This is a genomic window from Paenibacillus sp. DMB5 (assembly GCF_001517085.1).
Taxonomy (GTDB): domain Bacteria; phylum Bacillota; class Bacilli; order Paenibacillales; family Paenibacillaceae; genus Paenibacillus_AQ.
The window spans coordinates 67,110-81,807 of sequence record NZ_LRAC01000135.1 but is presented as its reverse complement, the minus strand read 5'-3'; the positions used below and the strand labels follow the sequence as shown (position 1 = coordinate 81,807).

Below are 14,698 nucleotides of genomic sequence, written 5' to 3'. Positions count from 1 at the left end.
AGCAATGCATGGAGCTGACCAATACTAATCGGTCGAGGGCTTATCCAATAATTAAATCGCAGATTCGTTTCGGATTCAGTTTTCAGGTGATCAAGCCTGGCAGGATGTTAAACCGATGGTTTGATATTTTCTGCAGCGATTTCGAGAAGCGTAAGCTTCGAAAAATCATGTTTGGTGGCGATAGCGGAAGGGTTCCACGCGTACCCATCCCGAACACGACCGTTAAGCCTTCCAGCGCCGATGGTACTTGGACCGAAGGGTCCCGGGAGAGTAGGACGCCGCCAAGCACGAAAAAAAGCATCCCTTAAGGGATGCTTTTTTGTTTTACCCGGAGATGTCTGGAATAGCATAACGTTCTCTTATTCCCTCACTACCTGCCTGCCGGGATCTCCGGACACTTCTAAGCTTAGACTTACTGCATCAGGGAATGCAAAAGCCGGGGATTTCTCCCCGGCTTAATTAAACAGTGTCCATCACATATAAGGTAAACTACACTTTGAATTTATTGATCTGTTCCTGCAGCTCTTCTGCCATCTTGGACAATGCGCCTGCTGATGCGGCAATCTCTTCCATGGAGGCCAGCTGCTCTTCTGCAGCAGCAGATACATTGTGTACTCCGCTTGATGATTCCTCAGCAATCAGGGAGATCTCACTCATATACCGGACCGATTCATCCGTAGCGGCTGACATTTCCTCCGAGCCGGCGGATACTTCTTGAATTTCACCAGCGACTTTGCTTACTACTTCTGAGATTTGCTCGAAGGCTTGACCTGCTGCAGTGACCATCTCAATTCCCGCTTCCGTTTCACTGCTGTTCACTTTTACAGCCTCTACAGCCTGGTCCGTGTCAGTTTGAATGAGTTGAACCAGATCAGTAATTTTCTGTGCCGACAATGAAGATTCCTCGGCCAGTTTACGTACTTCTCCGGCCACAACCGCAAATCCCCGGCCATGCTCACCCGCACGTGCAGCCTCGATGGCCGCATTCAAGGCAAGGAGATTGGTCTGACGGGCAATATTATTAATTACCCCGGTGATACTGCCAATCTCTGCAGATCGTTCTCCAAGCCCGGTTACCAGCTCTGTCAGTGATGTTATGGACGTACGGATAGATCCCATTTGTTCTATAGCCTGGCGGACAATCCGGTTGCCCTCAGCCGATTGATTCGCTGCATCCACAGCAGAGACAGATACGCTTTGGGCCAGCTGGGCAATTTGTTCAGAACCAAGGGACATCTCGTTCATCGCCTGGGAGGAACGTTTCACTATGTTCACCTGCTCCGTTGTACCGGCCGCCAGCAATTCGACGGTTTCAGAGATTTGCTCGGATGCTTTTGTATTCTGCTCTGCACTCGCCAGCAGTTCTTCGGAGGAAGCAGCTACCTGTTCGGAAGTCGTGGAAACGGATTCTATCATGGCACGCAGGTTGCCGGTCATGGTATTGAAGGAGGCCGCGAGTGTGCCGAGTTCATCCTTATTTTTAAGTGTTATGGTTTTACCGGACAAATCCCCGTTGGCAATCAGCAGCGCCGATGCATTCAGCTTCTGGATGGGTTTGGAGATGATGCCTGCAATGAAGAAGGCAATTATTACAGCAAGCAGCAGAGAGATAACCGTTACTGCCAATATAATATTAAAGGCTTGCTCTGCGGATTCCAATGAATCATTAGTCGCCTGCTTGGATAACTCATTGACTAATGTGATCAGCTGGGCGATCGTATCGTTGGCAGTAAACCATAACGGATAGGACTCTGCGTGCAGCTTGCTGGCTCCGCCGAAATCGTTAGCCATACCGCGTTCGATAAATGCAGGCATATTAGCCAGGTAGGCATCATAATTCTTGCTGAAGGTATCATACAATGCCAACGCTTCAGTATTGCCCTTAAGAAGCGAAATTAGCTCTTTGCGTTCCCCCTCAATTTTGACCTGAAGCTGCTCTAAGGCCTCATTCATTTTTGCAATCTCATTTGTATCTGTCTCAACAATAATGCCAAGAGCCAGGCGTTCTATGTCCGAGATATCACCGTTCATCATCCCCATCAGGCTGACACTGGGCATCTGGCTCTGATCAATTTCTTCCGCACTTTTGGACATATCCTGAATCTGGGATAAAGCAAATATGCTTACAAAGGCAAGCAGTGCTCCTACGATCAGAAACCCGGCCAGCAATTTCATCCGGATAGTAAGCTTCATTCTCCCCGTTATATTTCCCCATCTGTCTCTCATTTCCCCACTCCTCAACTTTGTGCAAAATATAAATGTCTGTATAGTATATCGACACCTTTCGCCGTGAATTGTAGCTATGTAAATTTGATATATTAAAATTTATTCAAGACAGAACAATTTGACATTCTATCAGGCTATCAGGCATTGGAAAAAAAAGAAGAAATCAGACGCCAGCCAGTATGAGATGATTGTGCGGCAGCAAGCCGCGTTAAAAGCGGAGTAGTTTAGGGAATGAGCAGTCTGCTTCATACAGGCTGCCTTTTTTGTATTTCTTTCATTACAATAGGCTCGATTTTACAAATGCAGAGCTCTTTTATCTATTCATGGCTGAACGTAGTTTAAAAGAGAGCCGTTCTAAACACTTAATGTGTGTTAAGTACGGCTCTTTAAAATTGTAAGGGTGTCTCCTTGTTCAATTACTCCGTTAATCCGCCCACAACTTGCCAGTTAGAATTAACCCCGGCTGTGATCCGGCCCCGGCTGCGGATATAATCGGCAATCAGCTCAACCATGTCAGTCGGAATATCCTTAACGACGGGCTTGTTCTGGAACATCGTAAAGTTACCGCCCCCGGATGCCCGGTAGTTGTTCATGACGACGTCATATTCCGTGTCTGCACCGAGCGGCTGGCCGTTCCGCTGCAGCATCGTCACCCGCTGGCCGGCCGGTTTAGAGATGTCGAGCTCATATTCTATCCCTTCCCACATGTCATAGTTGAAATGCTGTGGCTTGGGCGACAGGTAAGCCGGACTTACGATAATTTGGCCTTCCGCGCTTAACTCAAAATATTCTGCAGATTTCTCCAGTGCTGCTCTAATGTCACTTCCAGAGACCCGCAGCACCTTCAGCGTGTTGGGATAGATGTAATTGGACACGATTTCACGCATCGTGATGATTTCCCCGAAGCCGGGCGCTATATTGTCGAACAATGCTGCCGCAGATATCTCTGCGCCAGAGCTGTCCAGCTGTACACGGTGAATAAATTCAATCAGCGGATGCTCCTGCAGCCGGGCAGCGGCGTGGGAGCGAACGGTCATATCCCCGTCCACAAAGCCGAACGGCTGGTCAAGCCAGACTTGCGTCAACTCCTCGATTTCCTTCACAAGCTCCTGTATAGTCTGATCCGGCTCATACTCCGCAGTGGAGATTAACTCCGACTTTTTGCCGGCCACACTCCAGCCCTCCGGCTGCCGCTCCAGCTGCAGCGTGATTTTGCCTAAATATCTGCCCTCATTTCCGGGCTGAACCACACACACACCGTGGATGCTGCAGTTCTCTATGGCACGGTGCTGATGGCCTGTAAGCAATACGTCAATGCCCCCCACCTGCTCGCAGAGAGCATAGCCAACGTTCTCGCCCGTTAACGGCTCTGTCGGCAGTCCGGTTTCGGGATCACGCTCAAAGCCCCCGTGGTAAGACACCACGATTACATCTGCTTTTTCCACAGTCTTCATGACAGATACCCAACTCTGTGCAGTGCTCACCGGATCTTCGAACAGCAGACCTGTAATATGCTGCGGCTGTTCCCAGGCCGGGATATAGGAGGTGGTCAGTCCCAGAACACCGACCCGTACACCATTATCCATTTCATATATACGATAGGGCTTACCGAACGCGGGCTGTCCGGTGGCTGCGTCCACGATATTGGCGGATAACCACGGAAAGTCTGAAGCTTCCACGGCATTCCGCAGATAAGGCAGACCGTAATTAAACTCGTGATTGCCCGGAACGGCAGCGTCATAACGCAGCTCATTCAAGCAGGCGATTACCGGATTCGGCAGCAGGCTGTTCACCTTGGCATGGTAGTACGTTAGAGGAGTACCCTGCAGACAATCCCCGTTATCGAACAGCAGAGTATGCGGATATGTACGGCGAATCTCCCGGATGATATTTGCTGTACGTGCCAGGCCGTAGGGGACCCCGCTGCGGGAGGCATAGCTGCTTGGAAGTATAAATCCGTGCAGGTCACTGGTTTCCATAAGCACCACTTCACATTGCTCAGAAGACATCATTACGCTCCTTTACCGCTTTTCTCAAAAGATTGGACTATTCTATCACACGATTTTACGGATTTACTAGTCCCTGTGAGTTTTATCCTGGCGATTACATTTCTATGTCAGCTATTTAACAATTGAATTATATAGTGGTTAAGCATTCAAAAAATACAGTCTTATTCCAAGACGAGAAAAAGCGGAGGTTCTCTAAGTGAAGAAAAGAATGAAGCACTTGTTTGCAGGGGTACTGGCAATCGGACTGCTGGCAGGATGCAGCGCAAATAACAATGCGGCTAATAACGGAAATGTTAACAACTCGGCAGCAGCCAATAGTGCGGCGGCAACAGAGCAGCCTGCTTCGAGCACAGCCATTGATGTTTTGAAAGTAAGCTTTGTCCCTTCCAAAGATCCGGATCAGATTATAACAGCTACCGAGCCGTTAAAAGAGCTGCTGAAGAAGCAGCTGGATACAAAAGGCTTTACAGTGGGCGATGTGCAGATTGATGTAGGCACTACTTACGAAGCAGTAGGCGAGGCGCTCAGCGCAGGAACAACAGATGTCGGATTGATTCCGGGCGGTACATATACGCTGTATGATGACGGTGCAGAAGTGATTCTGACGGCAACACGCAAAGCGCTGTCCAACGATTCCGACAATCCGAAGGACTGGAATGATAACAAGCCGACTACCGGTCTGGATACGGAGCAGGCATCCTATTACCGCTCACTGCTCATTGCAGGTCCTTCCGCAAAGGGACAAGAGCTGGCTGCAAAAGTGAACAAAGGTGAAGAGCTGACCTGGGAAGACCTGAACAGTGCTACCTGGGCTGTAATGTCTACTTCATCGTCCGCAGGCTACATCTACCCGACACTGTGGCTGCAGGAGAAATACGGCAAGAGCCTGACTGACCTGGCTAAGGTGACACAGTCCGATTCTTACGGAAGCTCCTTTGCCCGCCTTGCTGCCGGACAGGCTGATATTGTTGTCGCATTTGCAGATGCCCGCCGTGACAATGAAGAGAAGTGGACAACCGAGTACGGCGGTACTGGCCCGATCTGGGATCAGACGAACGTAATCGGTGTAACGCAGCCGATTTACAATGACACCGTCAGCGTAAGCAAGAACTCGCCGATCATGAACGATGAGCTGAAAAAAGCGCTGCAGGAATCGTTCATGGAAATTGCTGAAACACCTGAAGGCAAGGAAGTTATCGCGATCTACTCTCATGAAGGTTACAAGGTTGCCCAGTCTTCTGATTACGACGGTGAACGTCAGGCGCAGGAACTGATCCGGAGCATGAAATAACAGCTTCACCATAGGCGTGAACACCTGAATGAGAACATCATGATTTCATGATGCTCTCATTTTTGTTGCTTTCCAAAAATTCACTAAAGGATTGAGTGCCCCATGATTCAATTTGTCGATGTAACCAAAACCTATACGAACGGCACTACAGCCCTTAATCATGTTAATCTGACAATCGAGCAGGGAGAATTTGTAGCGGTTATCGGCCTGTCCGGTGCCGGCAAATCGACTTTAATCCGCTGCATTAATCGTATACATGACATTACAAGCGGCAAAATCATCGTTGATAAGGTGGATGTAGCGGGTCTCAGAGGACAGCATATCCGTAAATTCCGCCGCCGGATCGGGATGATTTTTCAGTCGTTTAATCTCGTAACCCGCACAACAGTAATTAACAATGTTCTGGTATCCTTCGTTCCCGGGCTTCCAATGTGGCGGAAGGTGACGGGAATTTTCCGGAAGGAGCACAAGATCAAAGCACTGGAGGCGCTGGACAAGGTCGGTATTCTGGACAAAGCCTTCGTCCGGGTGGATCAGCTGTCCGGCGGTCAGCAGCAGCGTGTTGCCCTGGCGCGTACCCTCGCCCAGAATCCGGACATTATTCTCGCGGATGAGCCGATTGCCTCGCTTGATCCGGTTACGGCGCGTGTTGTGATGGATGATTTCAAAAGGATCAATAAGGAGATGAACATCTCCGTGATCATGAATATACACCATGTGGAGATTGCTCTTGAATACGCAGACCGGATCATCGGCATCCGCAAGGGTGAGGTTGTTTTTGACGGCGTGACCTCACAGGTGACCCAGGAGATTCTGCAGGATATTTACGGAGGAAAATGGGAAGCGGAGAAAGCAGCGATAGAGGAGCAGTCGGCCTATGTACGATAAACTTTTTCCCCCGAAGAAAATCGTGCTCCCCTCCGGGAAAATCGTATTGCAGAAACGGTCGCGTACACCGCTGGTATTCCTCATTCTGGCTGTGTGTATGGTGTTGTCTGCAGATTTTACAGGCTTCAGCTTCAAAGTGCTGTTTACGCGGATTCATCAGTTTTTTACGATCGTACTGGCGATGATTCCGCCGGACTGGAGCAGCCTGTCTGATATCTGGACTCCGCTGCTGGACACGATCAAGATGTCGCTCCTCGGCTCCATCATCGGCGCAGTAATTGCGCTGCCCGTTGCGGTGGCTGCCTCCTCCAATATCATCCAGTCGAAGGTAATTATCTTCATCAGCAAAGTGGTGCTCAGCCTGCTCCGCACGCTGCCGACTCTGGTATCCGCGTTAATCGCTACCTTTGTGTTCGGCCTGGGGACAATGGCGGGGACGGTTGCGATCATGCTGTTTACCATTTCTTATGTAGGCAAGCTGCTGTACGAGCAGATTGAGAATGTGGACATGGGACCCTTTGAGGCGATGGAGTCGCTCGGGATGACCCGGCTGCAGGCCTTCCGGTTTGCCGTAATGCCGCAGGTGCTCCCCGGTTACATCTCCACCTCCCTGTATTGCTTTGAAGGAAATGTGCGGTATGCGGCCATTCTGGGGTTTGTCGGGGCCGGCGGCATCGGGCTGATTCTGAATGAAGGCATCGGCTGGCGTGATTATCCCGCAGTCGGAATGATCATTCTGGTGCTGATTGTAACGGTAACCCTGATCGAGAGCATCAGTGAGCATTTCCGTAAGAAGCTTATTTAAGGAGACGTTGCAGCAATGAATATTATAGAGAAGCAGCTGGCAGCTGCTCCCCGCAACCAGCGGTATCTGTGGACAATCGCAGCCATCGTCGCTGTACTGTTCGTGTGGTCCCTGACGGCGGTTAACTTTAATCAAATCGAACAAAGCGGTCTGAAGATTGCCAAAAATATCGTTTACGGACTTACTCATCCGGATACAGAGCTGTTATTTAACGTATCAAAGCAAAGTGTACTGTATCTGCTGCTTCAGACGGTGGCCATTGCCTTTCTCGGGACAATTGTAGGCGCAGTACTGGCAGTACCGCTTGCCTTTCTCGCAGCCTCCAACATTGTACCAAAGCCTGTATCCTGGGTTACCCGGCTGGTGCTGATTGTTATCCGCACCGTGCCGGCGCTTGTGTACGGACTGATGTTCATCCGGGTTACCGGGCCGGGGGCGTTTGCCGGGGTACTGACTGTCGGCTTAACCTCGATCGGGATGCTGGCCAAGCTCTATGTCGATGCGATTGAGGAGCTTGATACGCGGGTGCTGGAGTCGATGACCTCCGTCGGCTGTACCACCTTTGAAAAAATCCGCTTTGGCATCGTGCCGCAGCTCCTGTCCGTATTCATGTCGGTGATGATCTACCGCTTTGACATGAATATGCGCGAGGCTTCGATTCTGGGGATGGTCAGCGCGGGAGGCATCGGGGCACCGCTCATCTTCGCCATGCGCAGCTATAAGTGGGATCAGGTCGGCTCGATCCTGATCGGACTGGTCATATTTATCCTTATCATTGAATATTTCTCTAACCGGGTCCGTGCGAAGCTGGTTAAGGGATAATGCAGCAAGCCCGGCGTTAATCCGCCGGGCTTGTCCTCTTTTTACATACTGCGCTTTATGCCTTTCGCCTTCACAAACCGCTCCAGTACCCGGAAATCCTCGGTGACCTGCTTAAACGGCAAAGCCTCAAGTACTTTGGAACGGTAGTCCTTCCGTGCGGCAGCGGACAGGCGGGAGTCAAGGATGCTGAGCACACCCAGATCGGTTTCACTGCGGATCAGCCGTCCTGTACCTTGTCTCAGGCGGAGCAGCATGTCCGGTACGAAGACCTCTTTTAACGGATTATTTGCCTTCGACGCCTTATATTCATAGACAGGATCGGCCGGAACAGGGAAAGGCAGGCGGAACACGATCACCTGCGACAGGTCGGAGCCCTCGATATTGATCCCTTCCCAGAAGACGCCGGTGCTGAGCAGCACGCCTTTGCTGGCCCGGAAGCTAGCGATTATCTCGTCCTGGGACGAGCCTTCCTTCTGCATATGCAGCGCCCAGCCCAACTTTTCGGAGCGCAGCTTCTCGTGCACGTACTTCATATCCTCTTTGGCCGAAAACAGCACCAGTGTCCGACCTTCCGTTACATTGCATAGCTGGAGCATTTCCTTGTAAGCTGCCTCCAGATAATCCTTGCGGTTCTCATGGTTGTAGTAGGGAACACTGCCCGAAATGTACATCATCGTGTGGCTGTCGTAATCAAAAGGGGAGGGCTGGCGCTCCATATAATCTCCACGGTAGCCGAGGGATTGGGTCAGATAAGCGTATTGCTCCTCCAGCGTATCGCCGCCCTGGCACATCGTTGCTGACGTCAGCACGACAGAGGTTTTTCCGTTGAATAAGGTATGTTTGAGGAATTGGCTGATGTTTTTGGGGCAGATGCTGACGGTGGCTTCCCGCTTGTTTTTGCTGGCCCAGATCAGGTAGTTATCCTCCGCGCCGGACAGGACATCCAGAAGAGCAATGAGCCCGTTCACCGCTTCAAAAGCATTATCAATCTCCCGCTCATGCCGTGACGTTAACACCGAAAGGCTCAGACTGAATTCCTTCAGTACCTGCACTGCCCGGCTAAACGGAACCCCTTGGATCTGTGATACCTTGACCCGGTCCGTATCCTGTTTGGCGGTATGCAGCAAATCCGTTTCAACCTGCTTGAAAATGCCGGTCAGGCAGCTTTTGATAAATTTGACCTGCGTCATCAGGCTCTTATCCCTGCATTGCTTAAAAAGAATCTGCAGAGCGTCATCCAGCACACGGCAGGCAACCCGGAAGGTGAATTCAAGCGTCATGGCATCCCGGACCTTGGCCTCCAGGTTATGCGCCTCATCGATGATGATCAGGGCCGGCCGTTCGGTGATTAAGCCTTTGGTGCCTTCCTTTTTCTTGATCAGATCGCGGATCAGCAGGTCCTGGTTAACGATGATGAAGTCCATATCGCCCACTCTGGCGTTAATTTTGGCTCTCATCTCATAGAAGGTGCATGTGCTTTTGTAGCGGCATTGTTCAAATTTGCAGTCGTTCACGCATACTTCTGACCATACAGCATCGCTGATGCCGCCCTGAATATCTGCCCGCTCATCTATTTCATAATTCAAAATCTGCTCTACCAGTTTAGGCAAAGGGGAATCCGCATCGTCAGGTTTGGACAGTCCCCCGGCCCTGTAGCGGCAGGCATATTGCCCCATCCCTTTGCCGACAACGGAACGTACCGTGGTAAATCCGAGCCGGCTCCCGATCACCCGCAGATCCTTATGAATCTGTTCGGAGAGCTGGATGGAGGAGGTGGCGATAATGACCGGCTGCTGCGAGATATGGTTAATCAGCAGGCCGGGTATAAGGTAGGCAAAAGATTTGCCGATGCCGACCCCGGCCTCGATCATCGCGTTATGCCCGTTAATATACGCCTCCGCGATATCCAGCGACATATCCTGCTGCCCGGTCCGTTCCCTCAGGCCGATCCTGGGAAACCGGTCATACATCCGGAAAATGGCATTGACCAGAGCGGGCTCGATGTCCTTCTTCTGCTCCCGTTTCTGTAATTTATAAAGATCACTTAACCAGCTGATGACAATCGCCCCTTCTCTGTTTCAATGCGCCTCTGCCGGCAGATTGATTTTTTGGGTCAAATTGTAATTATCTCTGATAGGGGCTTGGGAGTCAAGGCTAATTCAGGAATGAGAAGACCATTTACCGCCGCTCATGATGCTGGATCCCCATGAATGTCCAGCATATTCCGCTGATAGGATACCCTCTGATAGAACCCACGTTATACCTTCATACTGATCCTGTTTATGATCCAAAAACGGCTGCCAGGTGCTCCCGCCGTCACTAGTAATGTATAGCAGAGAATGAGCTTTGTCTTCAGGACGGGCGGGTAAAATTCCTAGCTTCTCTGTAAAAAATAACGGAGGATACACATCAATTTGAGAGGTCTTCAAAATAGATGGAACTTCCAGCCGCTCTTCAGACCAGGTAACCCCGCCATCGGTAGTAATGAACAATCCCACCCTGCCTTCCCATGGTGCGTTTGCTGTGAACCAGCCCTTCTGATCATTCACAAAGGTTAATCCCGATTTGACCCCGCCGGGCAATGTGCTGCTTTCCTGGCTGCTGTCAGCAATCTTGATCCAGGTACTGCCGCCATCAGTTGTTTTGAATAGCTCCGTATCCTCGCTGAACATTCCTTTATAGCGGTATACAGACTTCCATCCGATCGCAGTGCTGATAAAAACGGTATCTTCCCTCACTGTTCCTTCTGAAGCATCAGACAGGAGGATATTTGTGCTTCCTTCGGACACTTGGGGAGCTGCTGTATTCCTCTCTGGTGACGGTCCTGAGCATCCTGAGAAAACGAACACTATGACTAATAACGTTACAATGAGTCTTTTCAAGTGATAGTCCCCTAAATTTATTGCTGCGCTGCCTGCCTAAGCGGCCTGAAAAAGGCGCGGATATCTTCGGCGAGCGGCTCGGGTGCCTCCCAGGCAGTAAAATGCCCGCCGCGCGGCATCTCGGTCCAGCGGGTAATGTTCAAATTGCGCTGCGCCCATTCCTTGGGCGGCAGCAGGATATCGGCCGGGAACAGGGCCAGTCCGGTCGGCACCTCAATCCTGCCCAGCGGCGGTAAAGAACTGGAATTTTCGTGATAAATCTGAGTAGCCGAGCCTATCGTATTGGTCACCCAATAGATCATGATGTTCGTGAGCAGCTCATCCTCGCTGAAGCTCTTGCGGAGATCACCATTGCAATCGCTCCAGGCATGGAATTTCTCGATCAGCCAGCCTGCCAGACCTGCCGGCGAATCGGAGAGTCCATAAGCAAGCGTGCGGGGCTTGGAGGATTGAATGGACATGTACGCTCCCTCACGGGCAATCCAGTCCCGGGCGTTCTGCTGATACTGCCGTTCTTCGGCTGTCAGCTCTGTCTCAGCACCCGGATTCAAAAGGCTGCGGATAATACCGATATCGGTCAGATGGATTCCAACCAGAAGCTCGGGACGGCTGGCAGCCAGATATCTTGTAACGCCTGAGCCGATATCTCCGCCGGCAGCCGCGAATGCACTGTAGCCCAGCTCTTCTGTCATCAGCTTCGCCCAGAGAGCGGCAATATGTGAATTGTTGATGCCAGCGTTCTCCGGATAGCCCGAGAAGCCAAAGCCCGGCAGTGAAGGTACAATAACGTCAAATGAATCCTCGGTATTGCCGCCGTAGCTGGCCGGATCAGTGAGCATGGGGATAATTTTATGATAGCGCAAAAAGCTGTCCGGCCATCCATGCGTCAAGACGATAGGCAGAGGGTTAGGCCCTTTACCGCGCTCGTGGATAAAATGAATATCTGTTCCGTCAATGTTACTGCGGTAATGTGCGAAGCGGTTCAGCTTGGCTTCCTGTGCCCGCCAGTCGAAATGGTCCCGCCAATACGCTATAAGAGATTGCAGATAAACGGGATCTGTACCGGTTTCCCAGCCTGGGCCCTCAATTGGAACCGGCCAGCGTACAGCTTTAAGCCTATATTCCAAATCGGTAAGCACTTCATCGGATACCCGGATTTGAAAACGTTCTGCTGTCATGATCATTCCTCCATCCTTCTAGTTGTATTTTACGAATATAGTAAACTTTACTGCTTTGATATGTATTATTATGGAATAAAAGAAGAAAAAATCATACCTTAATTTGTAACCTGGGGGAAGCTGCCTTGATTAAGCATGCGGAGAAAGTGATATTGTCCTATCCGATTGCGGAGCCGGTAATCGAGTTCATCAGACATAACGAGAATTTGACCTTTAAGGTAACAGATGCATCAAGCGGCAAAAATTATCTGCTCCGTATTCACTGGCCAAGGACGGCCGGGCTGTCCGGCACCCAGCATACGCTGGAAGGCCTGGAATCTGAGGTGTTCCTTCTTCAGGAGCTGAACCGGAGGAAGGTGATTGAGGTGCAGGAGCCGGTTGCTAACCATGCAGGCGGGTATGTAACAGTGTACCGCTCAGAGGAATTTGGCTCATGTTTTGCAACAGTGCTGGAGTGGTTTGAAGGCTCGGTACTGACTGGTAAAGAAGAAAATATCGGGTTGATCGCGTATGCGCTGGGCGAGACCTTTGCGGAACTTCATAACGCTTCAAGCGGAGGGCAGCTGGCGGGATTAACAAGACCGGTATACGGTGCGGCGAGTATTGACTCCGCTCTTGAAGAGCTTAAATGTGGCATAACAGGCGGTATCTATAGTCAAGAGCAGTATAACACCATTGTGGAAGTGCTTGATGTAGTCAAAGAACAGCTGACCGAGCTGGATTCAAGACAGGACAGCTGGGGAATCATTCACGCCGATGTACAGTCCGGGAATGTGATTGTTAAGGAGGCAACGCCGCATCTGATCGATTTCTGCTTATCCGGCTACGGCTATTATTTGTTTGATGTGGGAAGTGCCTCCTCAGCGCTGAAAAGCGAGTTCAGACCCGACTTTTTGGAGGGCTACAGTTCACGGAGAGACTTTACCTTTGACGATATCAGATATATTGAGGGGCAGATATTAATGGATATCTTCATCAGCTATGCGATGTTCGTCCGTGATCCCGGGAGCAACGGCTGGATTAAGGAGCATGCGGCAAAGGTATGCGGAACGTTGTGCAAGGATTTTCTGGAGGGAAAAGAAGTGTTCCATTTGCTGTAATCGACAATGCATAATTGCGTCCTGATGAGTAAAAATATCCATATCTATGCGGTAACCCGTATTGCCAAAGGAGATATGGATATGAATGAAATTTGGAATGAGGTCTGGAAGGCTCTGGTGCTGATTATCTTCGGCATGCTTCTGCTCAGGCTGGCGGGCAGAAAATCCATTTCACAGATGACCATTCCGACGACGATCGCCATGATTTCCATCGGAACGATTATTGTGGAGCCGATTGTGGACCAACCAATATGAGAACGATCAGTAAAAATAATTCTTTACCAACCGTTCCCGTTATGCTAAGATAGGTCTATAGCAAGGGAACACGGCATACATAGCACTATTTTTAGAATGATCGTTCCCATAAACTGAAGGGGTGGCGGAGATGAAGGTATTCGAATCGGTAAACGGTTTGGTGGCATGGGATGAGCGATTGCAGAGTGTAAGGATTGAATGGAACGGATTCTCTCACGGGGAGGGCCTTCAAGCCGTACTAATGCAGGGTGCGGAGCTGCTTAGACAGAAGCAGAGCGGCAAGGTACTAATGGATATCCGGCAGGGCTCGGTGATTAAGGAAGAGGATAAAGCGTGGATGGCGGATTTTTATGTAGAGCATGTTTATAAAAGCGGCCTGCGATACCTCGCGATGATCGAGCCCAACAGCATTGTCGCCAAATTAAGTGTGAACCGCGCCGTAAACGTACAGGGTCAGCTGCCTTATCAGCAGAGAAGCTTCAGCGGCCTAGACGAAGCTGTGAGATGGCTGAATGAGGTGAAGCCTGCAGCGGTGCTGGCGGCCGGCTGATCTTCAGGAGGGCAGGTAAGGAGGGCAAACCATGGCCAGGAATAAGGAGTTTGAGGAACAAGCCGTTCTGGATAAGGCGATGGAGCTGTTCTGGCTGCAAGGGTATGAGAAGACATCCATCAGTGAGCTGGTTGAGCATATGGGCATTCACCGCAGAAGCCTGTATGACACTTTTACCGATAAACATAGCCTGTTCCTGCGGAGCATTGACCGTTTCGGCGAGAGGGTTAACCGTAGTCTGGCTGCCGGAGTGCAGCAGGCGGGAACGGCAGCAGAGGCGCTTGCCTTTGTGCTCGATTATATGATCTGCGGTGAGCAGGATATGCCGCCCGGATGTATGCTGGTTAATACGGCTACCGAGCTGGCCGTCAGGGATGCTGTAGCAGATGATAAATCCCGGGCCGGGTTCCTGAGGACAGAGAAGCTGCTGCGGGAAATAGTAGAACGGGGACAGCTTGAAGGGGAGTTCAGCACCCGATTCAGTGTAGAGGAGCTGGCCCGATATTTGCATAACGGACTGGTGGGGCTCCGTGTGCTGGCAAGAACCTCCATTCCAAAGGAACAACTGCAGGAGATTGCACGGTTATCTGTAGAGCTTCTGAAACTGCCGGAGGAGTAAGTTGAAATTTTTTTTGATTATACTAGAATGGTCGTTCCCGTAACGTGGCGGTATAGCAAGTATCTATTAAGGA

General features: G+C 50.6%; 12 protein-coding genes, 1 rRNA gene and 1 pseudogene. 9 read left to right on the top strand and 5 right to left on the bottom strand.

Annotated elements, in window-relative coordinates; genetic code table 11:
- The first annotated feature begins 170 nt into the window (after positions 1-170).
- Positions 171-287 (top strand): 5S ribosomal RNA (rrf, locus tag AWJ19_RS21170).
- A gap of 202 nt (positions 288-489) precedes the next feature.
- On the opposite strand, the gene AWJ19_RS21165 is transcribed toward rrf, so the two are convergent.
- Together AWJ19_RS21165 and AWJ19_RS21160 are read right to left on the bottom strand one after the other, a co-directional pair.
- Positions 490-2,226: a methyl-accepting chemotaxis protein gene (locus AWJ19_RS21165; protein ID WP_241781829.1), complete on the bottom strand. Its 1,737-nt coding sequence runs from the start codon at positions 2,224-2,226 to the stop codon at positions 490-492.
- Positions 2,227-2,642: 416 nt separating this feature from the next.
- Positions 2,643-4,235: a bifunctional UDP-sugar hydrolase/5'-nucleotidase gene (locus AWJ19_RS21160; protein ID WP_068726795.1), complete on the bottom strand. Its 1,593-nt coding sequence runs from the start codon at positions 4,233-4,235 to the stop codon at positions 2,643-2,645.
- 208 nt (positions 4,236-4,443) lie between these two features.
- Between AWJ19_RS21160 and AWJ19_RS21155 the strand changes: the two genes are divergently transcribed.
- The 4 genes from AWJ19_RS21155 to phnE (AWJ19_RS21140) all read left to right on the top strand — a co-directional run bounded on the left by AWJ19_RS21155 (position 4,444) and on the right by phnE (AWJ19_RS21140) (position 8,041).
- Positions 4,444-5,526, top strand: a complete 1,083-nt coding sequence (locus AWJ19_RS21155) for a phosphate/phosphite/phosphonate ABC transporter substrate-binding protein (protein WP_068726803.1) — start codon at positions 4,444-4,446, stop codon at positions 5,524-5,526.
- Between the two features lie 102 nt (positions 5,527-5,628).
- Complete coding sequence (phnC, locus tag AWJ19_RS21150; RefSeq protein WP_068726794.1) at positions 5,629-6,414, top strand: phosphonate ABC transporter ATP-binding protein; 786 nt, start codon at positions 5,629-5,631, stop codon at positions 6,412-6,414.
- Complete coding sequence (phnE, locus tag AWJ19_RS21145) at positions 6,404-7,219, top strand: phosphonate ABC transporter, permease protein PhnE (protein ID WP_068726792.1); 816 nt, start codon at positions 6,404-6,406, stop codon at positions 7,217-7,219. The genes phnC and phnE (AWJ19_RS21145) overlap by 11 nt, the downstream gene beginning before the upstream one ends.
- 15 nt (positions 7,220-7,234) lie before the next feature.
- A complete protein-coding gene (gene phnE / locus AWJ19_RS21140) occupies positions 7,235-8,041 on the top strand; it encodes a phosphonate ABC transporter, permease protein PhnE (protein ID WP_068726790.1) in 807 nt (268 codons plus the stop codon).
- A 41-nt stretch (positions 8,042-8,082) separates the two neighbouring features.
- On the opposite strand, the gene AWJ19_RS21135 is transcribed toward phnE (AWJ19_RS21140), so the two are convergent.
- The 3 genes from AWJ19_RS21135 to AWJ19_RS21125 all read right to left on the bottom strand — a co-directional run bounded on the left by AWJ19_RS21135 (position 8,083) and on the right by AWJ19_RS21125 (position 12,101).
- Positions 8,083-9,957 (bottom strand): ATP-dependent DNA helicase, encoded by a 1,875-nt coding sequence (locus tag AWJ19_RS21135; RefSeq protein ID WP_241781828.1) that lies wholly within the window; start codon positions 9,955-9,957, stop codon positions 8,083-8,085.
- A 243-nt stretch (positions 9,958-10,200) separates the two neighbouring features.
- A complete protein-coding gene (locus AWJ19_RS21130) occupies positions 10,201-10,830 on the bottom strand; it encodes a hypothetical protein (RefSeq protein ID WP_068726787.1) in 630 nt (209 codons plus the stop codon).
- A gap of 110 nt (positions 10,831-10,940) precedes the next feature.
- Positions 10,941-12,101, bottom strand: a complete 1,161-nt coding sequence (locus AWJ19_RS21125) for an epoxide hydrolase family protein (protein ID WP_068726786.1) — start codon at positions 12,099-12,101, stop codon at positions 10,941-10,943.
- Positions 12,102-12,226: 125 nt separating this feature from the next.
- On the opposite strand from AWJ19_RS21125, the gene AWJ19_RS21120 reads away from it, so the two are divergent.
- From AWJ19_RS21120 to AWJ19_RS21105, 4 genes and pseudogenes are all read left to right on the top strand, one after another.
- Positions 12,227-13,201 (top strand): phosphotransferase, encoded by a 975-nt coding sequence (locus tag AWJ19_RS21120; RefSeq protein WP_068726784.1) that lies wholly within the window; start codon positions 12,227-12,229, stop codon positions 13,199-13,201.
- Between the two features lie 6 nt (positions 13,202-13,207).
- A pseudogene (locus AWJ19_RS21115) lies at positions 13,208-13,444 on the top strand (DUF5935 domain-containing protein); the annotation flags it as partial.
- Between the two features lie 142 nt (positions 13,445-13,586).
- Positions 13,587-14,006: a hypothetical protein gene (locus AWJ19_RS21110; RefSeq protein ID WP_068726780.1), complete on the top strand. Its 420-nt coding sequence runs from the start codon at positions 13,587-13,589 to the stop codon at positions 14,004-14,006.
- A 31-nt stretch (positions 14,007-14,037) separates the two neighbouring features.
- The gene (locus AWJ19_RS21105; RefSeq protein ID WP_068726778.1) at positions 14,038-14,625 is read left to right on the top strand and encodes a TetR/AcrR family transcriptional regulator; all 588 of its coding nucleotides are present in this window, start codon (positions 14,038-14,040) and stop codon (positions 14,623-14,625) included.
- Positions 14,626-14,698 lie beyond the last annotated feature (73 nt).

What these genes read in the sequence shown, in the direction of transcription:
- AWJ19_RS21165 (WP_241781829.1), bottom strand. Translation starts at nt 2,226, where the DNA reads ATGAGAGACAGATGGGGAAATATAACGGGGAGAATGAAGCTTACTATC.
- AWJ19_RS21160 (WP_068726795.1), bottom strand. Translation starts at nt 4,235, where the DNA reads ATGTCTTCTGAGCAATGTGAAGTGGTGCTTATGGAAACCAGTGACCTG.
- AWJ19_RS21155 (WP_068726803.1), top strand. Translation starts at nt 4,444, where the DNA reads ATGAAGCACTTGTTTGCAGGGGTACTGGCAATCGGACTGCTGGCAGGA.
- phnC (WP_068726794.1), top strand. Translation starts at nt 5,629, where the DNA reads ATGATTCAATTTGTCGATGTAACCAAAACCTATACGAACGGCACTACA.
- phnE (WP_068726792.1), top strand. Translation starts at nt 6,404, where the DNA reads ATGTACGATAAACTTTTTCCCCCGAAGAAAATCGTGCTCCCCTCCGGG.
- phnE (WP_068726790.1), top strand. Translation starts at nt 7,235, where the DNA reads ATGAATATTATAGAGAAGCAGCTGGCAGCTGCTCCCCGCAACCAGCGG.
- AWJ19_RS21135 (WP_241781828.1), bottom strand. Translation starts at nt 9,957, where the DNA reads ATGTCGCTGGATATCGCGGAGGCGTATATTAACGGGCATAACGCGATG.
- AWJ19_RS21125 (WP_068726786.1), bottom strand. Translation starts at nt 12,101, where the DNA reads ATGACAGCAGAACGTTTTCAAATCCGGGTATCCGATGAAGTGCTTACC.
- AWJ19_RS21110 (WP_068726780.1), top strand. Translation starts at nt 13,587, where the DNA reads ATGAAGGTATTCGAATCGGTAAACGGTTTGGTGGCATGGGATGAGCGA.
- AWJ19_RS21105 (WP_068726778.1), top strand. Translation starts at nt 14,038, where the DNA reads ATGGCCAGGAATAAGGAGTTTGAGGAACAAGCCGTTCTGGATAAGGCG.